General features: G+C 67.6%; 24 protein-coding genes. 14 read left to right on the forward strand and 10 right to left on the reverse strand.

From position 1 onward, the window contains the following. Positions 1–147 precede the first annotated feature (147 nt). Positions 148–723 carry a GNAT family N-acetyltransferase gene (locus JTE92_RS29430; RefSeq protein WP_063240911.1) on the forward strand — a complete coding sequence of 192 codons (576 nt, stop codon included), beginning with the start codon at positions 148–150 and terminating at the stop codon, positions 721–723. An 87-nt stretch (positions 724–810) separates the two neighbouring features. Here the strand turns inward: JTE92_RS29430 and JTE92_RS29435 are convergent, their stop codons facing one another. Beyond that, complete coding sequence (locus JTE92_RS29435) at positions 811–2,079, reverse strand: M20/M25/M40 family metallo-hydrolase (protein WP_063240910.1); 1,269 nt, start codon at positions 2,077–2,079, stop codon at positions 811–813. Positions 2,080–2,132: 53 nt separating this feature from the next. Next, positions 2,133–3,413 (reverse strand): allantoate amidohydrolase, encoded by a 1,281-nt coding sequence (locus JTE92_RS29440; protein ID WP_063240909.1) that lies wholly within the window; start codon positions 3,411–3,413, stop codon positions 2,133–2,135. Positions 3,414–3,820: 407 nt separating this feature from the next. Here JTE92_RS29440 and JTE92_RS29445 point away from each other — a divergent pair, with 407 nt between their 5' ends. From JTE92_RS29445 to JTE92_RS29465, 5 genes are all read left to right on the forward strand, one after another. Further along, positions 3,821–5,227: a C4-dicarboxylate transporter DctA gene (locus JTE92_RS29445; protein WP_063240908.1), complete on the forward strand. Its 1,407-nt coding sequence runs from the start codon at positions 3,821–3,823 to the stop codon at positions 5,225–5,227. A gap of 47 nt (positions 5,228–5,274) precedes the next feature. After that, the gene (locus JTE92_RS29450; RefSeq protein WP_063240907.1) at positions 5,275–5,967 is read left to right on the forward strand and encodes a GntR family transcriptional regulator; all 693 of its coding nucleotides are present in this window, start codon (positions 5,275–5,277) and stop codon (positions 5,965–5,967) included. Positions 5,968–6,388: 421 nt separating this feature from the next. Further along, a complete protein-coding gene (locus JTE92_RS29455; RefSeq protein WP_063240906.1) occupies positions 6,389–7,192 on the forward strand; it encodes an SDR family oxidoreductase in 804 nt (267 codons plus the stop codon). Between the two features lie 53 nt (positions 7,193–7,245). Then, positions 7,246–8,031 carry an enoyl-CoA hydratase-related protein gene (locus JTE92_RS29460; protein WP_063240905.1) on the forward strand — a complete coding sequence of 262 codons (786 nt, stop codon included), beginning with the start codon at positions 7,246–7,248 and terminating at the stop codon, positions 8,029–8,031. Between the two features lie 52 nt (positions 8,032–8,083). Next, complete coding sequence (locus JTE92_RS29465; protein ID WP_063240904.1) at positions 8,084–8,920, forward strand: crotonase/enoyl-CoA hydratase family protein; 837 nt, start codon at positions 8,084–8,086, stop codon at positions 8,918–8,920. 10 nt (positions 8,921–8,930) lie between these two features. Here JTE92_RS29465 and JTE92_RS29470 read toward each other — a convergent pair whose 3' ends face one another. From JTE92_RS29470 to JTE92_RS29480, 3 genes are all read right to left on the reverse strand, one after another. Next, a complete protein-coding gene (locus JTE92_RS29470) occupies positions 8,931–9,299 on the reverse strand; it encodes a DUF2784 domain-containing protein (protein ID WP_063240903.1) in 369 nt (122 codons plus the stop codon). A gap of 15 nt (positions 9,300–9,314) precedes the next feature. Further along, positions 9,315–10,235 (reverse strand): LysR family transcriptional regulator, encoded by a 921-nt coding sequence (locus JTE92_RS29475; protein ID WP_063240902.1) that lies wholly within the window; start codon positions 10,233–10,235, stop codon positions 9,315–9,317. Positions 10,236–10,410: 175 nt separating this feature from the next. Beyond that, positions 10,411–11,112 carry a hypothetical protein gene (locus JTE92_RS29480; RefSeq protein WP_063240901.1) on the reverse strand — a complete coding sequence of 234 codons (702 nt, stop codon included), beginning with the start codon at positions 11,110–11,112 and terminating at the stop codon, positions 10,411–10,413. Between the two features lie 295 nt (positions 11,113–11,407). Here JTE92_RS29480 and gcl point away from each other — a divergent pair, with 295 nt between their 5' ends. The 6 genes from gcl (at position 11,408) to ypfJ (ending at position 19,219) form a co-directional block, all read left to right on the forward strand. Then, on the forward strand, positions 11,408–13,192 hold the full coding sequence (gene gcl, locus JTE92_RS29485; protein ID WP_063240900.1) for a glyoxylate carboligase: 1,785 nt from the start codon (positions 11,408–11,410) through the stop codon (positions 13,190–13,192). A gap of 126 nt (positions 13,193–13,318) precedes the next feature. Further along, a complete protein-coding gene (gene hyi, locus JTE92_RS29490) occupies positions 13,319–14,101 on the forward strand; it encodes a hydroxypyruvate isomerase (protein WP_063240899.1) in 783 nt (260 codons plus the stop codon). Between the two features lie 98 nt (positions 14,102–14,199). Next, positions 14,200–15,120 carry a 2-hydroxy-3-oxopropionate reductase gene (locus JTE92_RS29495; RefSeq protein ID WP_063240898.1) on the forward strand — a complete coding sequence of 307 codons (921 nt, stop codon included), beginning with the start codon at positions 14,200–14,202 and terminating at the stop codon, positions 15,118–15,120. A gap of 117 nt (positions 15,121–15,237) precedes the next feature. Continuing rightward, entirely contained in the window at positions 15,238–16,560 is a 1,323-nt protein-coding gene (locus JTE92_RS29500; protein ID WP_063240897.1) for a glycerate kinase type-2 family protein, read from the forward strand. 74 nt (positions 16,561–16,634) lie between these two features. Then, positions 16,635–18,098: a pyruvate kinase gene (gene pyk / locus JTE92_RS29505; protein ID WP_063240896.1), complete on the forward strand. Its 1,464-nt coding sequence runs from the start codon at positions 16,635–16,637 to the stop codon at positions 18,096–18,098. A 251-nt stretch (positions 18,099–18,349) separates the two neighbouring features. Beyond that, positions 18,350–19,219, forward strand: a complete 870-nt coding sequence (gene ypfJ / locus JTE92_RS29510; protein WP_063240895.1) for a KPN_02809 family neutral zinc metallopeptidase — start codon at positions 18,350–18,352, stop codon at positions 19,217–19,219. A 193-nt stretch (positions 19,220–19,412) separates the two neighbouring features. On the opposite strand, the gene JTE92_RS29515 is transcribed toward ypfJ, so the two are convergent. The 3 genes from JTE92_RS29515 to JTE92_RS29525 form a co-directional block, all read right to left on the reverse strand. Beyond that, positions 19,413–19,826 (reverse strand): hypothetical protein, encoded by a 414-nt coding sequence (locus JTE92_RS29515; RefSeq protein WP_029046599.1) that lies wholly within the window; start codon positions 19,824–19,826, stop codon positions 19,413–19,415. 266 nt (positions 19,827–20,092) lie between these two features. Next, on the reverse strand, positions 20,093–20,521 hold the full coding sequence (gene rnk, locus JTE92_RS29520) for a nucleoside diphosphate kinase regulator (RefSeq protein ID WP_063240894.1): 429 nt from the start codon (positions 20,519–20,521) through the stop codon (positions 20,093–20,095). Positions 20,522–21,003: 482 nt separating this feature from the next. Beyond that, positions 21,004–21,465, reverse strand: coding sequence for a Cd(II)/Pb(II)-responsive transcriptional regulator (locus JTE92_RS29525; RefSeq protein ID WP_063240893.1), 462 nt, complete (start codon positions 21,463–21,465; stop codon positions 21,004–21,006). A 192-nt stretch (positions 21,466–21,657) separates the two neighbouring features. Here JTE92_RS29525 and JTE92_RS29530 point away from each other — a divergent pair, with 192 nt between their 5' ends. Next, complete coding sequence (locus tag JTE92_RS29530) at positions 21,658–22,032, forward strand: hypothetical protein (protein WP_063240892.1); 375 nt, start codon at positions 21,658–21,660, stop codon at positions 22,030–22,032. Positions 22,033–22,179: 147 nt separating this feature from the next. Continuing rightward, the gene (gene htpX, locus JTE92_RS29535) at positions 22,180–23,058 is read left to right on the forward strand and encodes a protease HtpX (protein ID WP_063240891.1); all 879 of its coding nucleotides are present in this window, start codon (positions 22,180–22,182) and stop codon (positions 23,056–23,058) included. A gap of 24 nt (positions 23,059–23,082) precedes the next feature. Here the strand turns inward: htpX and arfB are convergent, their stop codons facing one another. Together arfB and JTE92_RS29545 are read right to left on the reverse strand one after the other, a co-directional pair. Next, positions 23,083–23,487: an alternative ribosome rescue aminoacyl-tRNA hydrolase ArfB gene (gene arfB / locus JTE92_RS29540; protein ID WP_063240890.1), complete on the reverse strand. Its 405-nt coding sequence runs from the start codon at positions 23,485–23,487 to the stop codon at positions 23,083–23,085. A 34-nt stretch (positions 23,488–23,521) separates the two neighbouring features. Then, the gene (locus JTE92_RS29545; protein ID WP_174544878.1) at positions 23,522–24,355 is read right to left on the reverse strand and encodes a MipA/OmpV family protein; all 834 of its coding nucleotides are present in this window, start codon (positions 24,353–24,355) and stop codon (positions 23,522–23,524) included. Positions 24,356–24,609 lie beyond the last annotated feature (254 nt).

A 24,609-nucleotide genomic window follows, 5' to 3' on the forward strand; every position in this document is an offset into this window, starting at 1 on the left:
ATGCTGGGGCGTGGCACTAATGCGGTGCAAATCCAACGGCACTATATACAACACATCGGGCCGCGCGCAGGTACAAGGGAACAAGTGCCGGGCACGCATCCTGCGTTGCCCCAAGTCCATGCATCCGGCCACTGGCCTGCTCTCCCGATGACCTCCCCCACCGCATCCCTCCGTCCCGTCGCCGCGCGCAAGCCGTTCACGCTGCGCGACGCCACCGCCTCGGACGTCGCGGCCATCCACGCCATCTACACGCACCATGTCCTGCACGGCCGCGCTTCGTTCGAGGAAGTGCCGCCTACCGTCGATGACATGCGGCTGCGCTTCGCCGAGGTGCGCCGCAAGAACCTGCCCTACCTGGTCGCCGAGCGCGATGGCGCGGTGTTGGGCTACGCCTATGCTTCGGCCTACCGCACCCGCAGCGCCTACCGTTTCGCCATCGAGGACTCGATCTATGTCGACCACCGCTGTGTTGGCGAGGGCCTGGGACAGGCGCTGCTCGCCGAGCTGGTGGCGCGGTGCGAAACCGGCCCGTGGCGCCAGATGGTCGCGGTGATCGCCTGTACCGCCAGCGGCGAAGGCGCCGGCTCCCTGGCCGTGCATGAGCGGCTGGGCTTCCGGACCGTGGGCCGGCTGGAAGCGGTCGGCTTCAAGCATGGGCAGTGGATCGATACGGTATTGATGCAGCGGGTGCTCGGGACGGGGGCGAATACGCTGCCGGAGTAGGCGCAAGCGCTCATAAAAAAACGCCACGACCCAAGCCGTGGCGTTTCTGTCGCCGCTCCGTCGCCGGCGCGGAGATGCCTTCCCCGCTTACTTCATCAGGTCCGACAACGCCAGCGCCACCACCTTGGTTGCACGGTTCAGGTCGTTCAGGCGCAGGTTCTCGTCCGAGTTGTGGCCGCGCGCTTCCATCAGCGTGCGCGGGCCGGCACCATACAGCACCGTCGGGATGCCGCGCTTGGTGTAATGGCGGGCGTCGGTGTAGAGCGGCACGCCCTGCACCGGGATTTCCACGCCAAACACCGACTCGGCACGGCTCTTCAGCGCGCCGATCAGCTTCTCCACGCCGGGCAGTTCCGACAGCGGCTCGGCCAGGATGATGCGCTCGACCTTCACTTCGATGCCGGGGCGGTCCTTGGCGGCCTGCTCGACCACGGCGCGGATCTCGCCTTCGGCGTCGAAGCCGATTTCCTCGGGGATCATGCGGCGGTCGACGCGGAAGGTCACCAGGTCCGGCACCACGTTGGTGTTGATACCGCCCTTGATCAGGCCGACATTCAGCGTGGCGGTGTCGATGCCCGGCACCTTCGACTTGCGCGTGGCCAGCTCGGCGCGCAGGCCGTAGATGGCCTGCAGGATATGCGTGGCGGCCTCGATCGCGTCGACCCCGGTGTGCGGCATGGCGGCGTGGCCCTGCTTGCCCTTGACCGTCACTTCGACGTGCAGGCAGCCGTTGTGCGACGAGGTGATGCCGTACGAGAAGCCGGCCGAGATGGCGTAGTCGGCCTTGCTCAGGTTGTTGTCGAGCAGGAACTTGGGACCGATATCGCCGCCGGTTTCCTCGTCATAGGTGAACTGCAGCTCGACCGCGCCGTTGATCTTCGCACCCTGCTTCTCGGCTTCCATCAGCGCCAGCACGGCGTAGGTGTAGGTGGCGAAGTCCGACTTCGACACCGCCACGCCGCGGCCGTACATGACCGGGCCGTGCTCGCTGTCGGCCACCTCGCCGCCATACGGGTCCTTGGTCCAGCCCAGGCCCGGAGGCACCACGTCGCCGTGGGCGTTCATGGCGATGACCGGGCCGCCCGTGCCGAACTGCTTGCGCACGATCAGGTTGGTGGCGCTGATCATGCCGGCTGCCTGCACCTGCGCGTCGGGCACCTTGTGCGCCTCGACCGTGAAGCCCAGGCCCTCCAGCAGTTCCCTGGCGCGCTTGCCGTGGGCATCGCAATCGCCGGCCGGGTTGTCCGACGGCACCTTGACCAGCTCGGCCAGGAAGGCTTCCTGCTGCGGGCGGTGCTGGTCGATGAACTGCGTCAGCGTGGTTTCGATGGGGTTCATATTGTCTCGTGCGGTCATGACTTGTTCTCGTAACTTCTCAGGAGGGTTCGGGTGGGCTTCCGGGCGCGGGCTTACTGCTGCAGCCGGAAGTGTTCGACGAAATCGCTGAACACGCGCGCGGACAGTGCTGCGTCCTCGGCGGTCATGGTTTCGGTGGGATGGTGGCTGATGCCGCCGTTGCCGCAGCGCACGAACAGCATGGCGACATCGGCGATGGCGGCAATGGCCATGGAGTCATGGCCGGCACCGGACGGCAGGTGGCGCACCGGCACGCCCTGGCGGGCGATGGCGGCGGCCCATTGCTCTTGCAGCCACGGGGCGCACGGCACGCTGTTCGCCTCATGGGTCTTGCGCACCTGCGCACGCACGTTGCGGCGCGCGCACACGCGTTCGATCTCGGCCAGCACGTCGTTGACGGCGGCCTCGCGCTCGGCGTCGACGCCGGAACGGATGTCGATGGAGAACACCGCGTGGCCAGGCACCACGTTGGTGGCGCCGTTGGGCACGTTGAACTGGCCCACCGTCCCGACCAGGCCCGGCTTGCCGCCGCAGCGCTTCTCGATATACAGGCCGATTTCGGCGCCGGCCATGGCGGCATCGCGGCGCATGTCCATCGGCACCGTGCCGGCGTGGCCGGCCAGGCCTTCCAGCTCGACGATAAAGCGCGTGGCGCCGGAGATCGCGGTGACCACGCCGACCGGCAGGCCCTCGTTGAGCAGCACCGGGCCCTGCTCGATATGCACCTCGATGAAGGCCGCAACCTTGCTGCGGTCATGCCTGGCGGCAGGCAGGCCGGCGGGATCGAAGCCAGCCTCGCGCATCACCTCGCGCATGGTCTTGCCGCTGTCGTCGACGTTGTCCAGCACCTTGTTGTCGAAGGTGCCGGCGATGGCGCGGCTGCCCAGCAGCGTCGCCTTGAAGCGCACGCCCTCTTCCTCGGCAAAGCCCACCACCTCGAGCGCGAACGGGAAGCGCTTGCCCTGGCGGTTCCATTCGGCCACGCACGCGATCGGCAGGATCACGCCCAGGTTGCCGTCATAGCGGCCGGCGTCACGCACGGTGTCGAAGTGCGAGCCGGTCAGCAGCGCCGGCGCGCCGGGCGTGGTGCCCTCGTAGCGGCCGATCACGTTGCCGGCGGCATCGCGCCGCACCGTCATGCCGGCCTGCTGCATCCATTCGGCCAGCTGTGCTGCCGCGCCGTGGTGGGCCTCGGTCAGGTAGGTGCGGGTGAGCATGCCGGGCTGCTCGGTGTGGGCGGCCAGGGCATCGGCCCAGGCCATGATGCGCGTGCCTGCCTCTGCGGCTGCCGGCGCGGCTGTCGGCATGCTGGCCGACGACGGATTTGCTGCCATGCGTGTCTCCTGCTGGAAGTGCTTGAAAGCCGCGGCGGCGTGGCTGGCGGGGTGCCAGTGCGGGCGGGGATGCCCATGGCCGAAGCTCTATTCTGTGCGATTCATGGTAGCACAGTGAATTCAAAAATTGCATACAAAAATGATATGCACTATATTCGGTTCCACGTTCAGACAATCCGCTGCGGACAATCCCGTCCCAACAACGGATTGCGTGGATTCCGCCCCAACAGGGGGGCTGTCCACGCGGTGGCGCGCTCCCGACCCGGAGCCCTGCCCGAGAACGTAAGGCCGGCAGCCCACCCAGCCGTCAGAGCAGTACGGGGCCGCCGGTGATTCCTGGATCGAAATGGGCCAGCCAGCGCACTTTCCCTGCAAATGCGCAGGACCGGCCCGGCACGGAGACAACCATGCAGCATGCAGTACCCTCGCAGCCCAGCCCGGGCACACCACGCCTGCACACCCGCTTTACCCGCTCGCTGTTCGGCCAGGTGCTGATCGCCCTGGTGATCGGCACGGCACTCGGCCTCGCCTTCCCCGAATTCGCCGCCAAGCTCAAGCCGCTCGGCGATGCCTTTATCAAGCTGATCAAGATGCTGATCGGCCCGATCGTGTTCTGCGTGGTGGTGGCCGGCATCTGTGGCGCCGGCGAGCTGAAGAAGGTCGGCCGCGTCGGCATCAAGGCGGTGGTGTATTTCGAGATCGTCACCACCATCGCGCTGGCGCTGGGCATCCTGCTGGCCTACTGGTTCCAGCCGGGCGTCGGCATGAACGTGGATCCGCGCTCGCTCGACGCGTCGGCCATTGCCGGCTTTATCGACAACGCCACCAAGGTCAAGGACCAGGGCACGGTCGATTTCCTGCTCAAGCTGATCCCCAATACCGTGTTCGGCGCCTTTGCCAACGGCGATGTCCTGCAGGTGCTGCTGGTGTCGATCCTGTTCGGCTGCGCGCTGTCGCTGGTGGGTGAGCCGGGCCGGCCGCTGGTCAGGCTGATCGATACGTTCTCGCACACGCTGTTCAAGATGATGGGCTTCATCATCAAGCTGGCGCCGCTGGGCGTGCTGGGCGCGGTGGCCTTCACCGTGGGCAAGTACGGCATCGGCTCGCTCAAGCAGCTGGGCTTCCTGGTGTTCCTGTTCTACGGCGCGGTGATCGTGTTCGTGCTGGTGGTGCTGGGCTCCATCATGCGCGTGTGCGGCTTCTCGGTGATCAAGCTGATCCGCTACCTGCGCGCCGAGCTGCTGGTGGTGCTGGGCACGGCCTCGTCGGACAGCGTGCTGCCTCAGGTGATGAAGAAGCTGGAGTTCATGGGCATCAAGAAGTCGGTGGTGGGCCTGGTGATCCCGACCGGCTACTCGTTCAACCTGGATGCCTTCTCGATCTACCTGACGCTGGCTGCGGTGTTTATCGCCCAGGCCACCAACACGCCGCTGGCGATGGCCGACCTGCTCGGCATCCTGGCGGTGGCGCTGGTCACCTCCAAGGGCGCGCACGGCATCCCGGGCTCGGCCATCGTGATCCTGGCGGCGACGCTGTCGGCGCATCCGGCAATCCCGGCGATCGGCCTGGTGCTGGTGCTGTCGGTGGACTGGTTCATCGGCATCGCGCGCGCGCTCGGCAACCTGATCGGCAACTGCGTGGCGACCGTGGTGGTGGCCGCGTGGGAGAAGGATATCGACCGCGAACGGGCGCGCGGCGTGCTCAACGGCACGATCGAGGCGACCGACCTGGATGCCGGCCTCGCCGCCATGGCGGATGACACCGCCGTGGCCGGTTCGCCCGCCGCCGTGCCGGGGACTGTCGCAGGGCGCTAGAATCACGGCATTTCCCCAACGCGCAGCCCCTGCGCAAGTGCGCTGCCATGCCCGAGCATATCGATCCCGACATGACCGCCGAAGCGATCGCCGACGACATCGTCGCGGCGATCGTCTCGCACCGCCTGCCGCCCGGCACCAAGCTGCGCGAGGAGGCGCTGGCCAGCGTCTACCGCGTCAGCCGCACCAAGGTGCGCGCGGCGCTGCTGATGCTGAGCAAGGACAAGGTCATCCAGATCGTGCCGGACAAGGGGGCGTTCGTCGCCAAGCCCAGCGCGGAAGAAGCGCGCGAGGTCTTTGCCGTGCGGCGCATCCTGGAAGCGGCGCTGGCGCGCGAGTTCGTCGCGAAGGCCACCGCGGCCGACTACAAGCGCATCGACAAACACCTGGCGGCCGAGCGCAAGTCGATCGGCGGCAACGACGCGCAGGTGCGCACACGGCTGCTGGGCGACTTCCATATCGTGCTGGCCGAGGTGGTCGGCAACGGCGTGCTGACCGAGATGATGCGCGAACTGTCGACGCGCAGCGCGGTCATCACCATGCTGTACCAGTCCCGGCGCGATGCGGCGTGCTCGTCGGACGAGCACCGCGAATTCATCGAGGCCGCGCGCGCGGGCGATGCCGAGCGCGCCGTCGCGCTGATGGTGGACCACCTCAGCCATGTCGAAAGCGCGCTGCATTTCGAGGAAACCGCGCCGGTGGCACGAGGCAAGGACTTGGTCGCGGCGCTGCTGGCGTAGCACCAGCGCTGGCCGTTGACCAGCGCTTGACGTGAGTCAAAGCGGCCTGGGCTGCGCCCGGGCACACTTGTCCTCGCCATGAAGACGCGGGGGCGCACTTCATGAGCACTCTGCCTTCCGCGCATCATCGCCGGAAGGCCGCCCGCACGCTGCAACGGTGTGCGGGCTTTCTTTTTTCTGAGGGCTGGCTTTTGCAGTGCTGAGCGCCGCCAGCCCGCGAAGCCTGCAAACAATGCCGCAGCGTGGCATTTTTCCTTTCCGGCCAATCACTTGCGCGAAAGCGTGCAGCGGCGAGGCCGTGCGGGATCGCGCACATTGCCGCGCCGGCCCCATCGCGTTGCTGACGAACGCAGCCATAACCGAATGCATGCCTCGGGTTAGGATCGCGAGGGCCCGACACAGACGATCAAGAGGACTATCCATGCCCAGTGCCTTTCGCGCAGACGCCTTCGCCGGCAAGACCGTATTCATCGCCGGCGCTTCTTCCGGCATCAACCTCGGCATCGCGCACGGCTTCGCCCGCGCCGGCGCGAAGCTGGCGCTGATCAGCCGTACCGAGGACCGCATCCAGGCCGCCGCCGAGGGCATCGCCGCCGCAGGCGGCACCGCGATCGGCATGGCGGCCGACGTGCGCGACTACGCGGCGGTGGAAGCGGCGCTGGCGCGCACGCGCCAGGAGCTCGGCCCGATCGACGTAGTGATCTCCGGCGCCGCCGGCAACTTCCTCGCGCCGGTGGTCGGCATGTCGGCCAATGCATTCAAGACCGTGGTCGACATCGACCTGCTCGGCACCTTCAACGTGTTCCGCGCCAGCTTCGACCATCTGCACAAACCCGGCGCATCGCTGATCGCCATCACGGCGCCGCAAGGCGTCAACGCCATGATGTTCCAGGCCCATGCCTGCGCGGCCAAGGCCGGCATCAACATGCTGATCAAGTGCCTGGCGATGGAATGGGGCCCGGCCGGCGTGCGCGTCAACGGCATTTCGCCCGGCCCGATCGCCGATACCGAAGGCATGGCGCGGCTGGCGCCGACGCCCGAAGCCGAGGCACGCTACAAGGCCCGCCTGGCACTGCGCGACTACGGCACCAAGGACGATATCGCCGACGCCGCCATGTACCTGAGCAGCGATAACGCGCACTTCGTGACCGGCACCATCCTTGACTGCGATGGCGGCAGCAAGCTGGGTGACGCGTCGGCCGATGCGCTCAAGCCCATGCGCTGACGCGCGATCCGAAAAAACTCAAGAGCAACCACAACGTACATGGAGATCCAACGATGACAGCATCCGTGCTCTACCAATCCAGCGCAGGCGTCGCAACGCTGACCCTGAACCGCCCGGACGTGCTCAACGCAATGAACGCCGACCTGATGCGCGAGCTGCGCGAAGGCGTGGACCGCGCCGCGGCGGATGCCGAAGTGCGGGCCGTGCTGATCACCGGCGCCGGCCGCGGCTTCTGCGCCGGCGCCGACCTGGCGGCGCGCCAGGCCGGCGGCAATGGCCTGCAGGACTCCGGCCAGATGCTGCGCGAGCGCTATCACCCGGTCATCCTGGCGCTGCGCCAGATGCCCAAGCCGGTCATCACCGCGGTCAACGGTGTTGCCGCCGGTGCCGGCATGAGCCTGGCGCTGGCCGGCGACGTGGTGCTGGCGGGCCGTTCGGCCAGCTTCCTGCAGGCGTTCTCCAAGATCGGGCTGATCCCCGATGCCGGCAGCACCTACTTCCTGCCGCGCTATGCCGGCGAGATGCGCGCCCGCGCGCTGGCCATCCTGGCCGAGAAGATCGACGCCGAGGAAGCGCACCGCATCGGGCTGGTATGGAAGGTTCATGACGATGCCGCGCTGCAGGACGAGGCCGGCAAGCTCGCGCAGCACCTCGCCACCATGCCGACGGCGGCCTACGGCATGATCAAGGAAGCGCTGAACCAGAGCTTCGGCAACGATCTCGCCGCGCAGCTGGAAATCGAAGCCACGCTGCAGTCGCGCGCCAGCCGCAGCGAAGACTGCAAGGAAGGCGTCGCTGCCTTCGTGGAGAAGCGCAAGCCGCAGTTCAAGGGCCGCTGAGCAGACCTCGCCGTTGCAGCACACCTGGCATACCAACCCAAGGAGCCCGCGCATGAGCGCCAGCAGCAATGAACGGATCATCGTCACCATCGAAGGCGGCGTCGCCGACGTCCGCCTGAACCGACCCGACAAGATGAACGCGCTCGACCAGGCGATGTTCGATGCGCTGATCGAGACCGGCGAGCAGCTGGCCCGCACGCAGGACCTGCGCGCCGTGGTGCTGTCGGGGGAAGGCCGTGCGTTCTGCGCGGGCCTGGACATGGGCCGCATGGCCGGCATGCTGTCCGGCGATGGTGGCAGCAGCGAAAGCGACAGCATCGGCGGCGGGCGGCTCGGCAAGCGCACCAACGGCATTTCCAACCGCCCGCAATATGCCTGCATGGTGTGGCGCGAGCTGCCGGTGCCGGTGTTCGCGGCGGTGCACGGCGTAGCCTTCGGCGGCGGCCTGCAGGTGGCGCTGGGCGCCGACGTGCGCTACGTCGCGCCCGACACGAAGTTGTCGGTGATGGAGATGAAGTGGGGCCTCGTGCCGGACATGGCCGGCATGGTGCTGACGCGCGGCCTGGTGCGCCCCGACGTGCTGCGCGAGCTGGTCTACAGCGCGCGCGTGCTCAGCGGCACCGAAGCGTGCGAGCTGGGGCTCGCCACCTACGTCGCCGACGACCCGCGTGCCGCGGCACTGGAAGCGGCGCGCCAGGTGGCGCAGAAGAACCCGGATGCGATCCGCGCTGCCAAGCGGCTGATGGCCGTGGTCGAGCGCGGCGACAATGCCGCCATCCTGCAAGCCGAGTCGGACGAGCAGGACCGCCTGGTCGGCTCGCCCAACCAGCGTGAGGCGGTGCTGGCCAACATGGAGAAACGCGTGCCGCGGTTTGACCCGGCGCGTTGAAGCCTGTAGCTCAGTGGCGGCGCCGGCGGCGCCACCAAACCGCGTAGACCGCCACGTTGACGACCAACACCACCAATCCCAGCCACAGCTGCACGGCGGGCGTCAGGCCCGGCGGATAGATCAGCGGCAACAGGTAGCGCTCGATAAATCCGCCGCTGTAGCCCGCCTCCCCCGCGGCACGGCGCAGCGCATTCTCCAGCGGCGTCAGCGGGCAGATCCACCCGGACCACTCGATCAGCACGCCCCACGCCGCGGCGGGCAGGTGGACCCATGCCAGCCGCGGCCAGCGCAGCACCAGCAGGCCGCCGGCCACCACGAACACGATAAACAGCCCATGCACGATGACGACGAGGTCGGCCAGCCAGGCTGATATTGGCATCTTGTCCCGTTGCGCTCAGTCGCCGTTGCCGCCGGCCATCCAGTAACCGGGGCGCGCGAACTGGGCTTTCAGGTGCTCGATGAAGAAGCGGATCTTGGCCGGCACCGGGCGCTGCTGCGGGTACACCGCGAGGATGTCGTAGTCGGGCAGCGCGTATTCGTCGAGCACGGTGATCAGCTCGCCGCTCTCCAGCTGCGGCAGGATCTCCCAGGTCGAGCGCCAGCCCAGCCCCAGGCCCTCGCCGGTCCAGCGGTGCAGCAACTCGCCGTCGTTGCAGTCGAGGTTGCCGTTGACGCGCACCGTCACGGCCTTGCCGTTCTGGCTGAAGTACCAGCCGCGCTGCTGGCCGCCCTGCAGGTTGAACGCCAGGCAGTTGTGATGCTCCAGGTCGTCCAGCGTCTGCGGCACGCCGAATTTGGCAAAGTACGCCGGTGTGCCGCACACCACGCGCTTGTTCTGCGCCAGCTTGATCGCGACGAAGTTGGGGTCGATCGCGCCGCCGATGCGGATGCCCACGTCATAGCCCTCGCGCACCAGGTCGACCACGCGGTCGGTCAGGTTGAACGAGATCTGCACTTCCGGGTTGGCGGCCAGGAAGCCCGGCGCGTGCGGTGCCACGTGCTTGCGGCCGAACGCGGCCGGCGCCGACACGATCAGGTGGCCGGTGGCCTTGTGCTTGCCTTCGGCGATCAGCATCTCGGCGCGGTCCAGATCGGCGAGGGCCTTCTTGCATTGCTCCATGAACACCGCGCCCTGCTCGGTCACGGCGATGCGGCGCGTGGAGCGATGCAGCAGCTTGACGCCGATGCGCGCTTCCAGTGCGTTGATGCGGCGGCCGATCATCACCGGCGTGACGTTCTGCGTCAGCGCCGCGGCGGCCATGCTGCCGTGCTCCACCACGGCGATAAAGGCTTCGATTTGCTTGAGTTTGTCCATCGGATATCAGTCTCCCGGCCGTCATTGTGCGGCATCGGCGCCGCTGTGGCATCCCGGCTGCGCTTATGAAGCGGATCGGGCCCGGCGCATGGCGGGCGGTGCGTCGCGGCGCTCGCGGGCACATCCGCGGCGGCGCCACGCACAACGTGATTCCGGAAGCCGTGACGCTGGGGGCTCAACGTGCGCGCCGCGCGTCCAGTTCGGCATTCATCCGCGCCGCCTCTCCCAGCACGTAGGCCAGCCGCCGCAACGGCCGGCTGCATTGCACATGCAAGTACAGGTAGGTGGCGCCGCCGGCGACCAGCATCACGCCATAGCCCCACAGCAGCGTTGGCACCGTCTGCTCCGGACGCGGCAAGGCGCGCCACGCGCTGGCCAGCACCACCGCGGCGGGCGCCAGCGCCAGCAGCAGGCCCACGGTTCGTGCGGCGCCTTCCCATAGCCGCAGTTGCAGGGCCACACGCCGCTGGCGCGCCTCCAGCTGCGCCGGCGGGATGCGCGCCAGTTGCCGCAGCAGCGCGTCTTCGGCCGCGCGCTGGCGGTCCATTTCGCGGGCTTGCCAGCGCAGCGGGTTGCGCAGCCTGCCCAGCACCGAGCGCGTGCGCGCCAGCCCGGCGCCCACATAGCAGGTGGCCGCCACGGCCAGGAAGGCCTCGAACGCGCGCAGCGACCACGGCGGCACCGGGTGCTTCAGCCACAGCCGCCACACGGCCAGCGCCCCGCCGCCGAGCAGGGTCGCCAACAGCGCGACGATAAAGCCGATCCACAGCAGGCGGGCCAGGCCGCCGGCCGGCGGGCTCGCCGATGGCGGCGTGGGCGCGCTGGGGGCGTCGAGCGCTTCAAGCAGTTCGTAGGTCGGCGGCAGCCTGGAATACATGGTCGGCACGGGCAACGGGATGGCGCCATTTTCGCCGCTCGGGCACGTGCCGGATAGCCACCTCGACGGGCGGTGCGGGCAGCGTACCCACCGCTGCGCAGCGTGGCCGCTTCATCACACCACATATCCAATTGCATACGCTGGCGTGCCATCGGCGACCGTCTCATCAGGCTTCCAAGGCCACATTCCATACCGGAAGTATCGAATCAACTGATCGTCCTTCTGTTTATCCCGGCCCGGTTAGGGGAATAGGATCGACTCCAATGCGAATCCCACCACCATTGGAGACAAGATCATGGCAAAGATGAGAGCAATCGACGCGGCCATCGCGGTTCTGGAGAAGGAAGGCGTGACCACGGCGTTCGGCGTGCCGGGCGCGGCGATCAACCCGTTCTACTCGGCGATGCGCAAGTCGGGCAACATCAGCCACGTGCTGGCCCGCCACGTCGAAGGCGCCTCGCACATGGCCGAGGGCTACACCCGTGCCGAGCCGGGCAATATCGGCGTCTGCGTCGGCACCTCGGGCCCCGCCGGCACCGACATGATCACCGGCCTGTACTCGGCCTGGGCGGATTCGATCCCCATCCTCTGCATCACCGGCCAGGCCCCGCGCGCGCGCCTGTACAAGGAAGACTTCCAGGCCGTCGATATCGAGTCGATCGCCAAGCCCGTGACCAAGTGGGCCGTGACCGTGCGCGAGCCGGCGCTGGTGCCGCAAGTGTTCCAGCAAGCCTTCCACATCATGCGCTCGGGCCGCCCGGGTCCGGTGCTGATCGACCTGCCGTTCGACGTGCAGGTCGCCGAGATCGAATTCGATCCCGAGACCTACCAGCCGCTGCAGCCGTACAAGCCGGCCGCCTCGCGCGCCCAGATCGAGAAGGCCATCGCCATGCTGAACGCGGCCGAGCGCCCGCTGATCGTGTGCGGCGGCGGCGTCATCAACGCCGATGCATCGGACCTGCTGGTCGAGTTCGCCGAGCTGGTCAACGTGCCCGTGGTGCCGACGCTGATGGGCTGGGGCGTGCTGGCCGACGACCACCCGCTGCAAGCCGGCATGGTCGGCCTGCAGACCTCGCACCGCTACGGCAACGCCACGCTGCTGGCTTCGGATTTCGTGATGGGCATCGGCAACCGCTGGGCCAACCGCCACACCGGCAGCGTCGATGTCTACACCAAGGGCCGCAAGTTCGTGCACGTCGATATCGAGCCGACCCAGATCGGCCGCGTGTTCGGCCCGGACCTGGGCATCGTGTCGGACGCCAAGGCCGCGCTGGAACTGTTCGTCGAAGTGGCCCGCGAAATGAAGATGGCCGGCCGCCTGCCGTGCCGCAAGTCGTGGGTGGCCGACGTGCAGAAGCGCCGCCGCACCATGCAGCGCAAGAGCGACTTCGACAACGTGCCGGTCAAGCCGCAGCGCGTGTACCGCGAGATGAACCAGTACTTCCCGCGCGACGTGCGCTACGTCAGCACCATCGGCCTGTCGCAGATCGCCGCGGCGCAGTTCCTGTCGGTCAACGAGCCGCGCCACTGGATCAACTGCGGCCAGGCCGGCCCGCTGGGCTGGACCATCCCGGCCGCGATCGGCGTGAAGACCGCCTCGCCGGATTCTGACGTGGTGGCGATCTCGGGCGACTACGACTTCCAGTTCATGATCGAGGAACTGGCCGTGGCCGCGCAGTTCAAGGTGCCGTACATCCACGTGGTGGTGAACAACTCCTACCTCGGCCTGATCCGCCAGGCGCAGCGCGGTTTCGAGATGGACTACTGCGTGCAGCTCGCCTTCGACAACGTCAATTCGCCTGAGCTGAACGGCTACGGCGTGGACCACGTCAAGGTGGTGGAAGGCCTGGGCTGCAAGGCGATCCGCGTGTTCAAGCCGGAAGACATCGCCCCCGCCTTTGCCGAGGCGCGCGACCTGATGGCCGAGTTCTCGGTGCCGGTGGTGGTCGAGGTGATCCTGGAGCGCGTGACCAACATCGCGATGGGCACCGAGATCGACAACATCAACGAGTTCGAGCCGATCGAAGACATCGAGGAAGCGGACGAGGCCATCCTGAACGAAGAAGTGGAAACGGCGTAAGACGCCACAGCCCCCTGCAGTCCGACACGTCATTCCCGCGCAGGCGGGAATCCAGCGTCTTTGAAAGCCACTGGGTTCCCGCCTGCGCGGGAACGACAAGAAAAACCAAGTCACCGGAGATGACAAATGACCAAACTTGCGGCCAACCTCACCATGCTGTTCAACGAAACGGGCTTTCTCGACCGCTTCGAAGCCGCCGCGCGCGCGGGCTTCCGCGGCGTGGAATTCCTGTTCCCGTATGCGTTCCACGCGGACCAGATCGCTGACCGCCTGAACCGCTTCCAGCTGGACCTGGTGCTGCACAACCTGCCCGCCGGCAAGTGGGACGCGGGCGAGCGCGGCATTGCCTGCCACCCGGACCGCGTCGGCGAGTTCCAGGACGGCGTGGGCGAAGCCATCAAGTACGCCAAGGTGCTGGGCGTGCGCCAGCTGAACTGCCTGGTCGGCATCCTGCCGCAGAACGTCAAGCGCGAGCAGGCCCAGGAAACGCTGGTGGAAAACCTGCGCTTCGCCGCCGGCGCACTGGCCGCCGAACATATCGACCTGCTGGTCGAGCCGATCAACACCTTCGACATTCCCGGCTTCTTCCTGTCGCGCACGCAGCAGGCGATCGACCTGATCAACCAGGTCAACGCGCCCAACCTGTACGTGCAGTACGACATCTATCACATGCAGCGGATGGAAGGCGAGATCGCCAACACCATCAAGGCCAACCTGCCGAGGATCAAGCACGTGCAGCTGGCCGACAACCCGGGCCGCAACGAGCCGGGCACGGGCGAGCTGAACTACCAGTACCTGTTCAAGTTCCTGGACGAGATCGGCTACACCGGCTGGATCGGCTGCGAGTACAAGCCGAAGACCACCACCGAGGCCGGCCTGGGCTGGCGCGCCGCGCACGGCGTGCAGTAAGCGCCCCGCTGCGTCATCCCCTGCGGTAACCCCTGCGGTAACCCGTTACCACCTACGCGAACCAAGACAGACTTACTCTCAAGCAAGGAGACATCAATATGGCAAACCAACGCAACGTCGGCTTCATCGGCCTGGGCATCATGGGCGCACCGATGGCGGGCCACCTGCGCGCCGCCGGCCACACGCTGTTCGTGCATGACGTCAACCCGGCTCCGCAAGCGCTGGTCGACGCAGGCGTGACCGTCTGCACCAGCGCCGAGGAAGTCGCCAAGCGCGCCGACATCATCGTCATCATGGTGCCGGACACGCCGCACGTTGAGGCCGTGCTGTTTGCCGACAAGGGCGTTGCCGCCGCGCTGAAGGCCGCCGGCAAGGAAGCCAGCTACAGCAAGATCGTGGTCGACATGAGCTCGATCTCGCCGATCGCCACCAAGGACTTTGCCGCGCGCATCAACAAGCTGGGCGCATCGTACCTGGACGCCCCGGTGTCGGGCGGTGAAGTGGGCGCCAAGGCCGCGTCGCTGACGATCATGGTCGGCGGCCCGCAAGAGGCCTTCGACCAGGTCAAGCCGCTGTTCGAGCTGATGGGCAAGAACGTCACGCTGGTGGGCGGCAACGGCGATGGCCAGACCACCAAGGTGGCCAACCAGATCATCGTCGCGCTGAATATCCAGGCCGTTTCCGAAGCGCTGCTGTTCGCCTCCAAGGCGGGCGCCGATCCGGCCAAGGTGCGCGAGGCGCTGATGGGCGGCTTTGCGGCCTCGCGCATCCTGGAGGTGCACGGCGATCGCATGGTCAAGCGCACCTTCGATCCGGGCTTCCGCATCGAACTGCACCAGAAGGACCTGAACCTGGCGCTGCAGGGTGCCAAGGCGCTGGGCGTGGCACTGCCCAACACCGCCACCGCGCAGGAGCTGTTCAACACCTGCTCGGCCAACGGCCTGGGCAAGCAGGACCACTCGGCCCTGTGCCGCGCGATCGAGATCATGTCTAACCACCAGATCGCCAACGCCAAGTAAGCAGCAACCCCGTCGTCCCCGCCCCGCGGGGACGACACGCTTTGAAGTACCCGATCAGTACGCGATCAGTACCCAAATCGGCACCCCGTCAGTACCCCGTCAGCACCAGGATTCTTCATGCTCGTCACCGAACCCCAAGCCGCCCTGCTGTCGCCCCAGCGCACGGCAGCCCATCCCGGACAGCTCGATCCGCGCGCGCTGCTGCGCGACCTGTTCGATACCGCGGTCGCTTCCGTCAGCGCCAGCCATTGCCTGCCGCCACACCTGCCGGCGCCGCCCAGGGGCCGCACCGTGGTGATCGGCGCCGGCAAGGCCGCCGCGGCGATGGCACAGGCGGTGGAAGCGAACTGGCAAGGCGAGCTGTCGGGCCTGGTGGTGACGCGCTACGGCCATGGTGCCGATTGCAAACGGATCGAAGTGGTCGAAGCCGCCCACCCCGTTCCCGATGAAGCTGGCGCGCGCGCCGCGCAGCGCATGGTGGAACTGGTGCAGGGCCTGACCGCCGACGACCTGGTGCTGTGCCTGATTTCCGGCGGCGGCTCCGCGCTGCTGGCCGCGCCCGCGCCGGGCCTGACGCTGGCCGACAAGCAATCCGTGAACAAGGCGCTGCTCAAGAGCGGCGCGAGCATCGGCGAGATGAACTGCGTGCGCAAGCACCTGTCCGCGCTCAAGGGCGGACGCCTGGCGCTGCACTGCGCGCCGGCGCGCGTGGAAACGCTGCTGATTTCCGATATTCCCGGCGATGACCCGACCCTCATTGCCAGCGGCCCGACGCTGCCCGATGCGACCACCTGCGCGGATGCGCTGGCCGTGATCGCCAAGTACGGCATCGACGTGCCCGCCAACGTGCGCGCGCACCTGGAGAGCGGTGCCGGCGAGACGCCCAAGCCGGGCGATGCACGCTTCGAAGGCCATCGCCATGTGACGCTGGCCACCGCGCAGCAATCGCTGGAAGCCGCCGCGGCGCGTGCGCGCGAACTGGGCTTCGAGGCCCACATCCTGTCCGACTGCATCGAAGGCGAGGCGCGCGAAGTGGCCGAAGTCCACGCCGCCATCGCGCGCCAGGTCGCCCAGCGCGGCCAGCCCTTCAGCAAACCGTGCGTGATCCTTTCTGGCGGCGAAACCACGGTGACCGTGCGCGGCAAGGGCCGCGGCGGGCGCAATGCTGAGTTCCTGCTGGCGCTCGCGGTGGCGCTCGACGGCCTGCGCGGCGTGCATGCGATCGCCGGCGACACCGATGGCATCGACGGCTCGGAAGACAACGCCGGCGCGCTGCTGTCGCCCGACACGCTGACCCGCGCCGCCGCGCGCGGGCTGAATGCGCGTGCGCATCTGGACAACAACGATGGCTACGGCTTCTTTGCCGGCGTGGACGACCTGATCGTCACTGGGCCGACCCGTACCAACGTGAACGACTTCCGCGCGATCCTGATCGTCTGACGATCGCCGCCAACGTAGTACCGACTGACTCGCGGCGCCGACGCGCCGCTACCGAGAATGGAAGAGGAGACATCATGAGACGCCAGCGCAAAGCGAAGATCGTGGCCACGCTCGGCCCCGCCAGCACCGACATCGCGTTGATCCGCGCGCTGTTCGATGCCGGCGCGGACGTGTTCCGCCTGAACTTCAGCCACGGCACGCACGAGGACCACCGCGCGCGCTACGACGCGGTGCGCCAGGTCGAGGCCGAGACCGGCCGCCCCATCGCCGTGCTGGCCGACCTGCAGGGCCCCAAGCTGCGCATCGGCACCTTTGCCGCGGGCAAGGTCGCGGTGCGCACCGGTGACGTGTTCGTGCTCGACAGCGACCCGACGCCGGGCGACGGCACCCGCGTCTACCTGCCGCACCCCGAGTTGTTCGAGGCCGCGCAGCCGGGCCAGTCGCTGCTGATCGACGACGGCAAGGTGCGCCTGGCGATCGAGTCGGTGACGACCGGCACCATCACCACGCGCGTGGCCAACAACGGCACGCTGTCGGACCGCAAGGGCGTGAACGTGCCCGACGCGGTGATCCCGATCCCCGCGCTGACCGCGAAGGACCGCAAGGACCTGGATTTCGCGCTGTCGCTGGGCGCGGACTGGATCGGCCTGTCGTTCGTGCAGCGCCCGTCCGATATCGTCGAGGCGCGCGAGATCGTCGGCACCCGTGCCGGCATCCTGTCCAAGATCGAGAAGCCGGCCGCGCTGCAGCAGCTGGAAGAGATCGTGCGCGTGTCCGATTCGGTGATGGTGGCGCGCGGCGACCTCGGCGTGGAACTGCCGCCAGAGCGCGTGCCCGGCGTGCAGAAACGCATCCTGCGTGTGTGCCGCCAGCTCGGCAAGCCGGTGGTGATCGCCACGCAGATGCTGGAATCGATGATCGACTCGCCGGTGCCGACGCGCGCCGAAGCCTCGGACGTGGCCAGCGCGATCTATGAAGGCGCCGATGCGGTGATGCTGTCGGCCGAGTCGGCCAACGGCCGCTACCCGGTGCAGGCGGTGTCGATGATGAACCGCATCGTCACCGAGGTCGAGCGCGACCCGCTGTACCGCAACCTGCTCGACGCGCAGCACGAGACTCCGCTGAACACGCGCCAGGACGCGATCTGCGCCGCGCTGCGCGAAGTCACGCAGATCATCGGCGCGGCGGCGACGGTGACCTATACGTCGTCGGGCGCCACCGCGCTGCGCGCCGCGCGCGAGCGGCCGTGCGCGCCGATCGTCAGCATCACGCCGAACCTGGACATCGCGCGCCGGCTCGCGATCGCGTGGGGCATCCACTCCACCGTGAGCCCGGACGTGCAGAGCGTCGACGAGATGGTCGATGCCGCGACGCGCGCGGCGCTGGCGGAAGGCTACGCCGCGCCGGGCGACCAGATCACCATCGCGGCCGGCATGCCGTTCGGCCAGGGCGGGACGACCAACCTGCTGCGCGTGGCGGAAGTCGGCGCCGGCGCGGTGGCCACGACCTCGTCCACGCGGGAAGCCGCATTGGCCTAGCCCCCGCACCAGCGTCCCGTCCTGGGACGTTCACGCAGTGACCGGACCGGGCGCAAGCCCGGTTTCTTATGTTTGCCGCACACCGCCCGCATTGCCCGTCTCCAGGGTGATCGGGTGGTGTTTTTTTCTTGATGGCCCAAAAAAGGCGGGCGCGGGAGAGGGGGGAAAACCATCGCCACACCCATTGCTATACTGACTTCCACCCGGCCTACCCCGGGACCGCCCATCACTTTCCCCCAGGAGCCCGCAGCATGCGCCTCGATGACGAAGCCGAAAGCCAGCACGTAGAAGACCGACGTGGCGGATTCGGCGGGCTGGGCGGCAAGTCGATCGGCATCGGCACGGTCATCATCGCGCTGGCAGCATCGTACTTCTTCGGTATCGACCCGACGCTGATCATGCAGGGCGCATCCGTGTTGCAAGGCTCGGGCCAGCAACAACAGCAACAGCAGGCCAACCGGCCGCCCGCCACGGACCAGATGACGGTCTTCACGCGCAAGGTGCTGGGCAATACCGAGCGCACCTGGCAACACATCTTCGAGACCGAGCTGAACCGCCGCTACGCGCCGCCGACGCTGGTGCTGTTCTCCGGCGCCACGCCGACCGCGTGCGGCACCGGCCAGTCTGCGATGGGCCCGTTCTACTGCCCCGGCGACCAGAAGGTCTATATCGACCTGGCGTTCTATGACGAACTGCGCAAGCGCTTCGGCGCCGGCGGCGACTTTGCCCAGGCGTATGTGATCGCGCACGAGATCGGCCACCACGTGCAGAACCTGCTGGGCGTGTCCGAAAAGGTCGACGCCGCCCGCCGCCGCATGGGCGAGGCGCAGGCCAACCAGCTGTCGGTGCGCATGGAACTCCAGGCCGACTGCCTGGCCGGCGTCTGGGCCGCCACCGCGCAGCGCGCCAACCAGCAGTTGCTGGAACCGGGCGATATCGAAGAAGGCCTGAAGGCCGCCGCCGCGATCGGCGATGACCGGCTGCAGCGCCAGTCGCAAGGCTATGTCGTGCCGGAAGCCTTTACCCACGGCTCCAGCGAGCAGCGCGTGCGCTGGCTGCGCCGCGGCATCGAGTCGGGCGACGTCCGCAAGTGCGACACCTTCGCCGCGCGCGAGCCATGAAGCCTCAGGCACGGCACCCGGCGCCGCGGGCGTGCGGCAAACAGCAAACAGGAAGGGGAGAAAAACGCCTGCCAGGCGAAGAGAGAAGGAGGAGGAGGTCAGCCGGGCAGGCGGGAGAGAAAAAGTGCGGCCACCGTGGTGGCCGCTTCAGGTCGGGTGAGGACCGGAGAAGTCAGGCGTTCGGCTGCGCCGCTCAGACGCGATAGCCGTACAGCGAGCCGTCACCGGTGCGCGAGTTGTCGAGCGCGCGGTCAGCGATATCGCCGCTGAAGGTGTGCGTCCCTTCACTGAAGGTGTCGAACTTGCCTTGCTTGGAGATCTCGCCGCTGAAGGTATGCGTGCCTTCGGTAAAGGTGTCGAACTTGCCACCCTGGCGCGAGCCTTCCGAGTACACATCGAAGCGGCCGGTGCGGGCGCCATCGGTGTATGTATCGAACTTGCCTTGCTTGGCGCCGTCCGTGTACACGTCATACTTGCCGGCGCGCAGCGCATCGGCATACACATCAAACTTGCCGACCTTGCTGGTGGCGGGGGCAGCCAACGCCGCAGCGGACGCGGCAACTGCCGCGAACACAAGCGCGCCGCCAAGGATACGTCTGGCGATCATTTCGGGACTCCTTCAACTGATTTCGTCTGGCTTGTTTTCTGGCCGGGTGAAGCTCCGACCGCCCGGCAATCTACGTTGCGATACGAGCACGGACTGAAGATTAGTCACAGTGCGCGCAAGCAGAAATGCCGCTGCGACGAATGGTGCGTTGCGAGTCGTGAAACGACTCGCTTGCCGATGAATGGTGTCCACGGATCGCCGGTTGCAAGCACGCGGTGCGGCGTGCATGTGTTCTATCCGGCATGCGCCGCTGGCGCGGCGGCCGCTCAGAGCGTGTACTGGCCGCTGGCTTCCGGCTGGAAGGCGATCTCGCTGACCGTCACCTGCTGCTCGCGGCCGTCCGGGAGGCGGTAGCCGACGGTCTGGCCGGCGCGTGCGCCCAGCAACGCCTGGCCCACCGGCGACAGCACCGACAGCCGGCCGGCGTCGAAGTCGGCCGCATCCGGGTAGACCAGGGTCCAGTTGCGCGGCGACGGATCGCCCGGCAGGGTGCACACCAGCCGGGAGTTCATGGTGACCACATCAGTCGGGATTTCCTCCGGCGCGACGATGGTGGCGCGCGCCAGCAGGCTGTCGAGCATGTCCTCGAGCTGCGTCGAGCCGGCGCGGCTGGCGATGCGCTCCAGGCGCGTGACGTCGAGTTCGGTCAGGTACAGCGACACGGATTGTGCGGATTGTTTCTTGGTGGCCTTCATGGCGGATCCTCCGGCAGTCATGGGTGGGCGCGGCCCGGCCGCATGACAAGTGGCAGGCGGCAGCGCGGTCAAGTCTTGGCTTTGCGCGGCAGCGCAGATATCAACGGTGCCGGCAATGGCGAGTCAGTCGCCGGCAACCATGGAGAGGCTGGCTCGGGCCCGGTTCGGCCCGGGCCCCGTGGTGGGAGACAGTCAGGCTGGGAACCGGGCGGATGCAGGCGGTGCGCTGATCCGGCGGGGGGACATGGCGAACGCGGACGCGCGCGGACGGCCGGTCCGCTGCAGGCGGACAGGCGCGTCGGTCATCGGCGTCGGGCGATCGTTCACGGTCATGTGGAAAAGATTGGTGTGCGGCGGCCATTTGGCCACAAGGCCCGCAACGTAAGTCATCGCTTACGATGCAAGGCACCGCCCGGATTGGCGCACCGCTGTGGTGCGATCACGGTGACAGCCATCGTAGCACAGCGGCATGCCCGTGTACCTCACCCATTGGCAGCATGTCCGGCATCGTGCGCGGGCGCATGGCATTCACAGGCGGCCCCGGCCGCCGCCTGCTGCAGGTTCTGCAGGATGCCGCATTCGCTGGCGGGCTGGTGATGGTGGTGATGGCAGGTTTCGCGCAGTGCGCGCAACTGCCCTTCCAGCGCCTCCAGCGCCACCCGCTGCGCATGGATCTGCGCGATCTGGCGGTCCAGCAGCGTGTTGATGTCGTCACAATCCTGCGACGGGTTGCGCTCGAACTCGCGCAGCCGGCGCACGTCCGACAGGCTCATGCCGAGCGAGCGGCAATGGCGCACGAAATTGAGCTGCACCAGGTGGCCGTCGTCATAGCGCCGGTAGCCGTTGGCCTCGCGCCGCGGGGCGTCGAGCAGCCCCTCGCGTTCGTAATAGCGGATGGTCTCGACATCGCAGCCGCTGGTACGGGAAAGTTCGCCGATACGCATGGTGGAGGTCCTGTCTTGGGTGGCCAGATCCCTGTAATCACTCCAGGGTTTTGGCTAGTGTAGGGCAGTCTGCGCGACCTTGCAGCGACGTGCCGCAACCGGCGCCGGCGTCCTGGCGCATCCTGTAGAATCCCTTCACACCTACCGATAAGTCGTCCCCACGTGCGTTCGCTCCGGCTTCTCCTGCTGGCCATGATGCTGGCCTTCCTGCCCCTTCCGGGCTGGGCGGGCGCGCTCGCGCATGCCGTGGATACGATCGGCCACGGGCTGGTGGCGTCCGCCACTGCACAGGCTGCAAGTGCAGCCGACGGCATGGCCGACGACATCGCCGACAACACGGCCGGCGACGCCCTGCAAGCCGAGCACGCCACCCCGGCAGATGCTGCGCCGGCGCCCGAATCCCCCGAGCCGCAACCGCAGCCCGGCGCCGACCTTGCCGAGCAGTTGCTGCCGGCATCTCCCCTGCGCCTCGCCGCGTGGGCGGGCCGCGCCGGCCCGCCGCGCTACGCCGGCGTCCCACTGCCCGAACCCGACCTGCCGCTGCTGCCCCGCCCGCCGCGCGCCTGAGCGTGCGCGGCCGCGGTTGCCCGCGTCCGCCGTTTCCCGCGCGCCGTGCCGCGAGTGCGGTGCGCCCTTGCGGCTCGTCCGCATCCCCGCTGTAGTTGCTCCACTGTTGCTCCACTTCGATTGCACTCGACTGCATTCCATACACACATGAAACGCGTACTGCTTTTCCTGGCGACCAACATCGCCGTCATGATCGTCCTCAGCATCACCGCCAGCGTGCTCGGCGTGAACCGGTTCCTGACCGCCAATGGCCTGAACCTGGGGATGTTGCTGGCCTTTGCGGCACTGATGGGCTTTGGCGGCGCGTTTATCTCGCTGCTGATGTCCAAGACCATCGCCAAGTGGTCCACCGGCGCGCAGGTGATCACCCACCCGAGCACCAGCACCGAGCTGTGGCTGGTGCAGACGGTGGAAAAGCTGGCGCAGCGCGCCGGCCTGCCCATGCCCGAGGTGGCGATCTACGACGGCGAGCCCAACGCCTTCGCCACCGGCGCGACCAAGAACAGCTCGCTGGTGGCCGTGTCCACCGGTTTGCTGCAATCGATGTCGCACGAGGAAGTGGAGGCGGTGCTGGCACACGAGGTCGCGCACGTGGCCAACGGCGACATGGTCACGCTGACGCTGATCCAGGGCGTGGTCAACACCTTCGTGATCTTCCTGGCGCGCGTGGTCGGCTACTTCGTCGATTCGATGCTGCGCAAGAATGACGAGGAATCGAGCGGCCCCGGCATCGGCTACATGGTGACGGTGATCATCTGCGAGATCGTGTTCGGCGTGCTGGCCAGCATCATCGTGGCGTGGTTCTCGCGCCAGCGCGAATTCCGCGCCGATGCCGGCGCATCGGGCCTGATGGGATCGCCCACGCCGATGGTCTCGGCGTTGCGACGCCTGGGCGGGCTGGAGCCGGACGGACTGCCGCAGAACATGCAGGCCATGGGCATCGCCGGCGGCAAGTCGTGGATGGCGTTGTTCTCCAGCCATCCGCCGATCGAGCAGCGCATTGCCGCGCTGCAGTCCGCGCGCTGACCTGGGGCTTGCCTCGCAAGCGGGCTAGTCGAACACCCTGCCGCGCAGCGCCTTGACCTGGCTGCGCTGGCTCTTGCCTTCCAGCCTGCGCTGGCGCGATGCCAGCGTCGGACGCGTGGCCCGCCGCACGCGCGGTGGCGTGGCGACGCTGCGCACCAGCTCATGCAGGCGCCGCACCGCTTCGTCGCGGTTCTGCTCGAGGCTGCGGAATTGCTGCGCCTTGATCACCACCACGCCATCGCGCGTGATGCGGTGATCGTGCAAGGCCAGAAGACGTTCCTTATGGTCAGGTGGCAGCGAGGAGGTCCGCACGTCGTAACGCAGGTGTACGGCGTTGGACACCTTGTTGATGTTCTGGCCGCCCGCGCCTTGCGCGCGGATCGCAGTGATCAGGTATTCGTGGTGGGGAATGACTAGCTCGTCGGCCATGGCTGCATCATAGCAAGCCGGGCGCCGGTCCGTGCTAGTGCCATGCATAGGCCAGTCCGATGCCATAGGTGACCTGGTTGCGCGTGCCGCGTTGCGTGACGATGGGACTGTCGGCCGCGTCGCCGGTCAGCCGCTGTGCGTAGATCATGGCGCCGCCATACCAGTGCTTGTCGAACTGGTAGATCATCGCCAGCCAGCCCGTAAACTGCTCCAGCCCGCCGCCGGGGCTGTAGGCGGGCAGGCCGCTGGCCGCCGAGTCTGCCGGCGTCACGCCGAAGTAGGTACGGTTGAAGCTGCCGCTGACCCAGGTCGCGCCGAGCCCCATCCCCGCATAGACGCGCCGGTGCAGCGGCATCCAGAAAGTGCCGGTGGCGGTGACGCGGCTGCCGCCGTAAACGATGCCGCCATTGGTCATCACGTTGATGCCGCCGCGCAGCCGCCAGGGGACGCGGCCGGAGTTCAGGTATTCGTAGCCGATGTAGCCGCCCGCCTCCACCGTGGTGTCGATCTCGTGCAACTGCGCCACCACCGGATCGTCGACGTTATTGCGGCCCAGCCGCAGCCCCACCGCCGGCCCCCACTGGAAACCCGTCAGTTCGCCGAAATTGAACTGCGCATACGGCCCATACCACTCCAGCAGCCGCCCGCCCGGGGTCACGTAGCGCACGCCGGGCACCACGCCGATCATGCGGTCCTTGCCGCCGGCGAATTCGGTGGTGGAGCCGACGCCGAGGCCGACCATGTTTGGCAGCGATCCTGGCAGGCTTACCGGCGCGGCCTCGGCCTGCGCGGCCACGGCCAGCGCAATGCCGGCTAGCGCGCCGCGTAGCCGGCGCAGTCGGCGCGGTCGGCTTGTCGAGATAACCATGACAGGGCATTCGGAACAGGATGTGGTCGGGTGAATCTATCAGTACGGCCATGGCGCAAGGTGGCGCGACCGTCATGAAACTTTTCGTATGGGGAATTAAGTGCGTGTCGATACCCCTGCCAGCAGTGCCGATATCCTTACTTGATCGCCTCGATCATTTCCCGTTTGGCAATGAAACATAGACGTCCTTTGCCTTTTATTCCGGATGGCACATGATGAGTTCAGCTTTCGCTGAACTCCGCGCCGACGAACCC

The sequence above is a fragment of the Cupriavidus oxalaticus genome (assembly GCF_016894385.1).
Lineage (GTDB): Bacteria > Pseudomonadota > Gammaproteobacteria > Burkholderiales > Burkholderiaceae > Cupriavidus > Cupriavidus oxalaticus.

Coding starts and splice junctions, on each gene's coding strand:
- JTE92_RS29470 (WP_063240903.1), bottom strand. CDS start 9,299: ATGCCAATATCAGCCTGGCTGGCCGACCTCGTCGTCATCGTGCATGGG.
- arfB (WP_063240890.1), bottom strand. CDS start 23,487: ATGGCCGACGAGCTAGTCATTCCCCACCACGAATACCTGATCACTGCG.
- JTE92_RS29500 (WP_063240897.1), top strand. CDS start 15,238: ATGCTCGTCACCGAACCCCAAGCCGCCCTGCTGTCGCCCCAGCGCACG.
- JTE92_RS29545 (WP_174544878.1), bottom strand. CDS start 24,355: ATGGTTATCTCGACAAGCCGACCGCGCCGACTGCGCCGGCTACGCGGC.
- JTE92_RS29435 (WP_063240910.1), bottom strand. CDS start 2,079: ATGACCGCACGAGACAATATGAACCCCATCGAAACCACGCTGACGCAG.
- JTE92_RS29530 (WP_063240892.1), top strand. CDS start 21,658: ATGATGCTGGCCTTCCTGCCCCTTCCGGGCTGGGCGGGCGCGCTCGCG.
- JTE92_RS29465 (WP_063240904.1), top strand. CDS start 8,084: ATGAGCGCCAGCAGCAATGAACGGATCATCGTCACCATCGAAGGCGGC.
- JTE92_RS29515 (WP_029046599.1), bottom strand. CDS start 19,826: ATGATCGCCAGACGTATCCTTGGCGGCGCGCTTGTGTTCGCGGCAGTT.
- hyi (WP_063240899.1), top strand. CDS start 13,319: ATGACCAAACTTGCGGCCAACCTCACCATGCTGTTCAACGAAACGGGC.
- ypfJ (WP_063240895.1), top strand. CDS start 18,350: ATGCGCCTCGATGACGAAGCCGAAAGCCAGCACGTAGAAGACCGACGT.
- htpX (WP_063240891.1), top strand. CDS start 22,180: ATGAAACGCGTACTGCTTTTCCTGGCGACCAACATCGCCGTCATGATC.
- gcl (WP_063240900.1), top strand. CDS start 11,408: ATGGCAAAGATGAGAGCAATCGACGCGGCCATCGCGGTTCTGGAGAAG.
- JTE92_RS29525 (WP_063240893.1), bottom strand. CDS start 21,465: ATGCGTATCGGCGAACTTTCCCGTACCAGCGGCTGCGATGTCGAGACC.
- JTE92_RS29440 (WP_063240909.1), bottom strand. CDS start 3,413: ATGGCAGCAAATCCGTCGTCGGCCAGCATGCCGACAGCCGCGCCGGCA.
- pyk (WP_063240896.1), top strand. CDS start 16,635: ATGAGACGCCAGCGCAAAGCGAAGATCGTGGCCACGCTCGGCCCCGCC.
- JTE92_RS29460 (WP_063240905.1), top strand. CDS start 7,246: ATGACAGCATCCGTGCTCTACCAATCCAGCGCAGGCGTCGCAACGCTG.
- JTE92_RS29480 (WP_063240901.1), bottom strand. CDS start 11,112: ATGTATTCCAGGCTGCCGCCGACCTACGAACTGCTTGAAGCGCTCGAC.
- JTE92_RS29495 (WP_063240898.1), top strand. CDS start 14,200: ATGGCAAACCAACGCAACGTCGGCTTCATCGGCCTGGGCATCATGGGC.
- JTE92_RS29445 (WP_063240908.1), top strand. CDS start 3,821: ATGCAGCATGCAGTACCCTCGCAGCCCAGCCCGGGCACACCACGCCTG.
- JTE92_RS29430 (WP_063240911.1), top strand. CDS start 148: ATGACCTCCCCCACCGCATCCCTCCGTCCCGTCGCCGCGCGCAAGCCG.
- JTE92_RS29455 (WP_063240906.1), top strand. CDS start 6,389: ATGCCCAGTGCCTTTCGCGCAGACGCCTTCGCCGGCAAGACCGTATTC.
- rnk (WP_063240894.1), bottom strand. CDS start 20,521: ATGAAGGCCACCAAGAAACAATCCGCACAATCCGTGTCGCTGTACCTG.
- JTE92_RS29450 (WP_063240907.1), top strand. CDS start 5,275: ATGCCCGAGCATATCGATCCCGACATGACCGCCGAAGCGATCGCCGAC.
- JTE92_RS29475 (WP_063240902.1), bottom strand. CDS start 10,235: ATGGACAAACTCAAGCAAATCGAAGCCTTTATCGCCGTGGTGGAGCAC.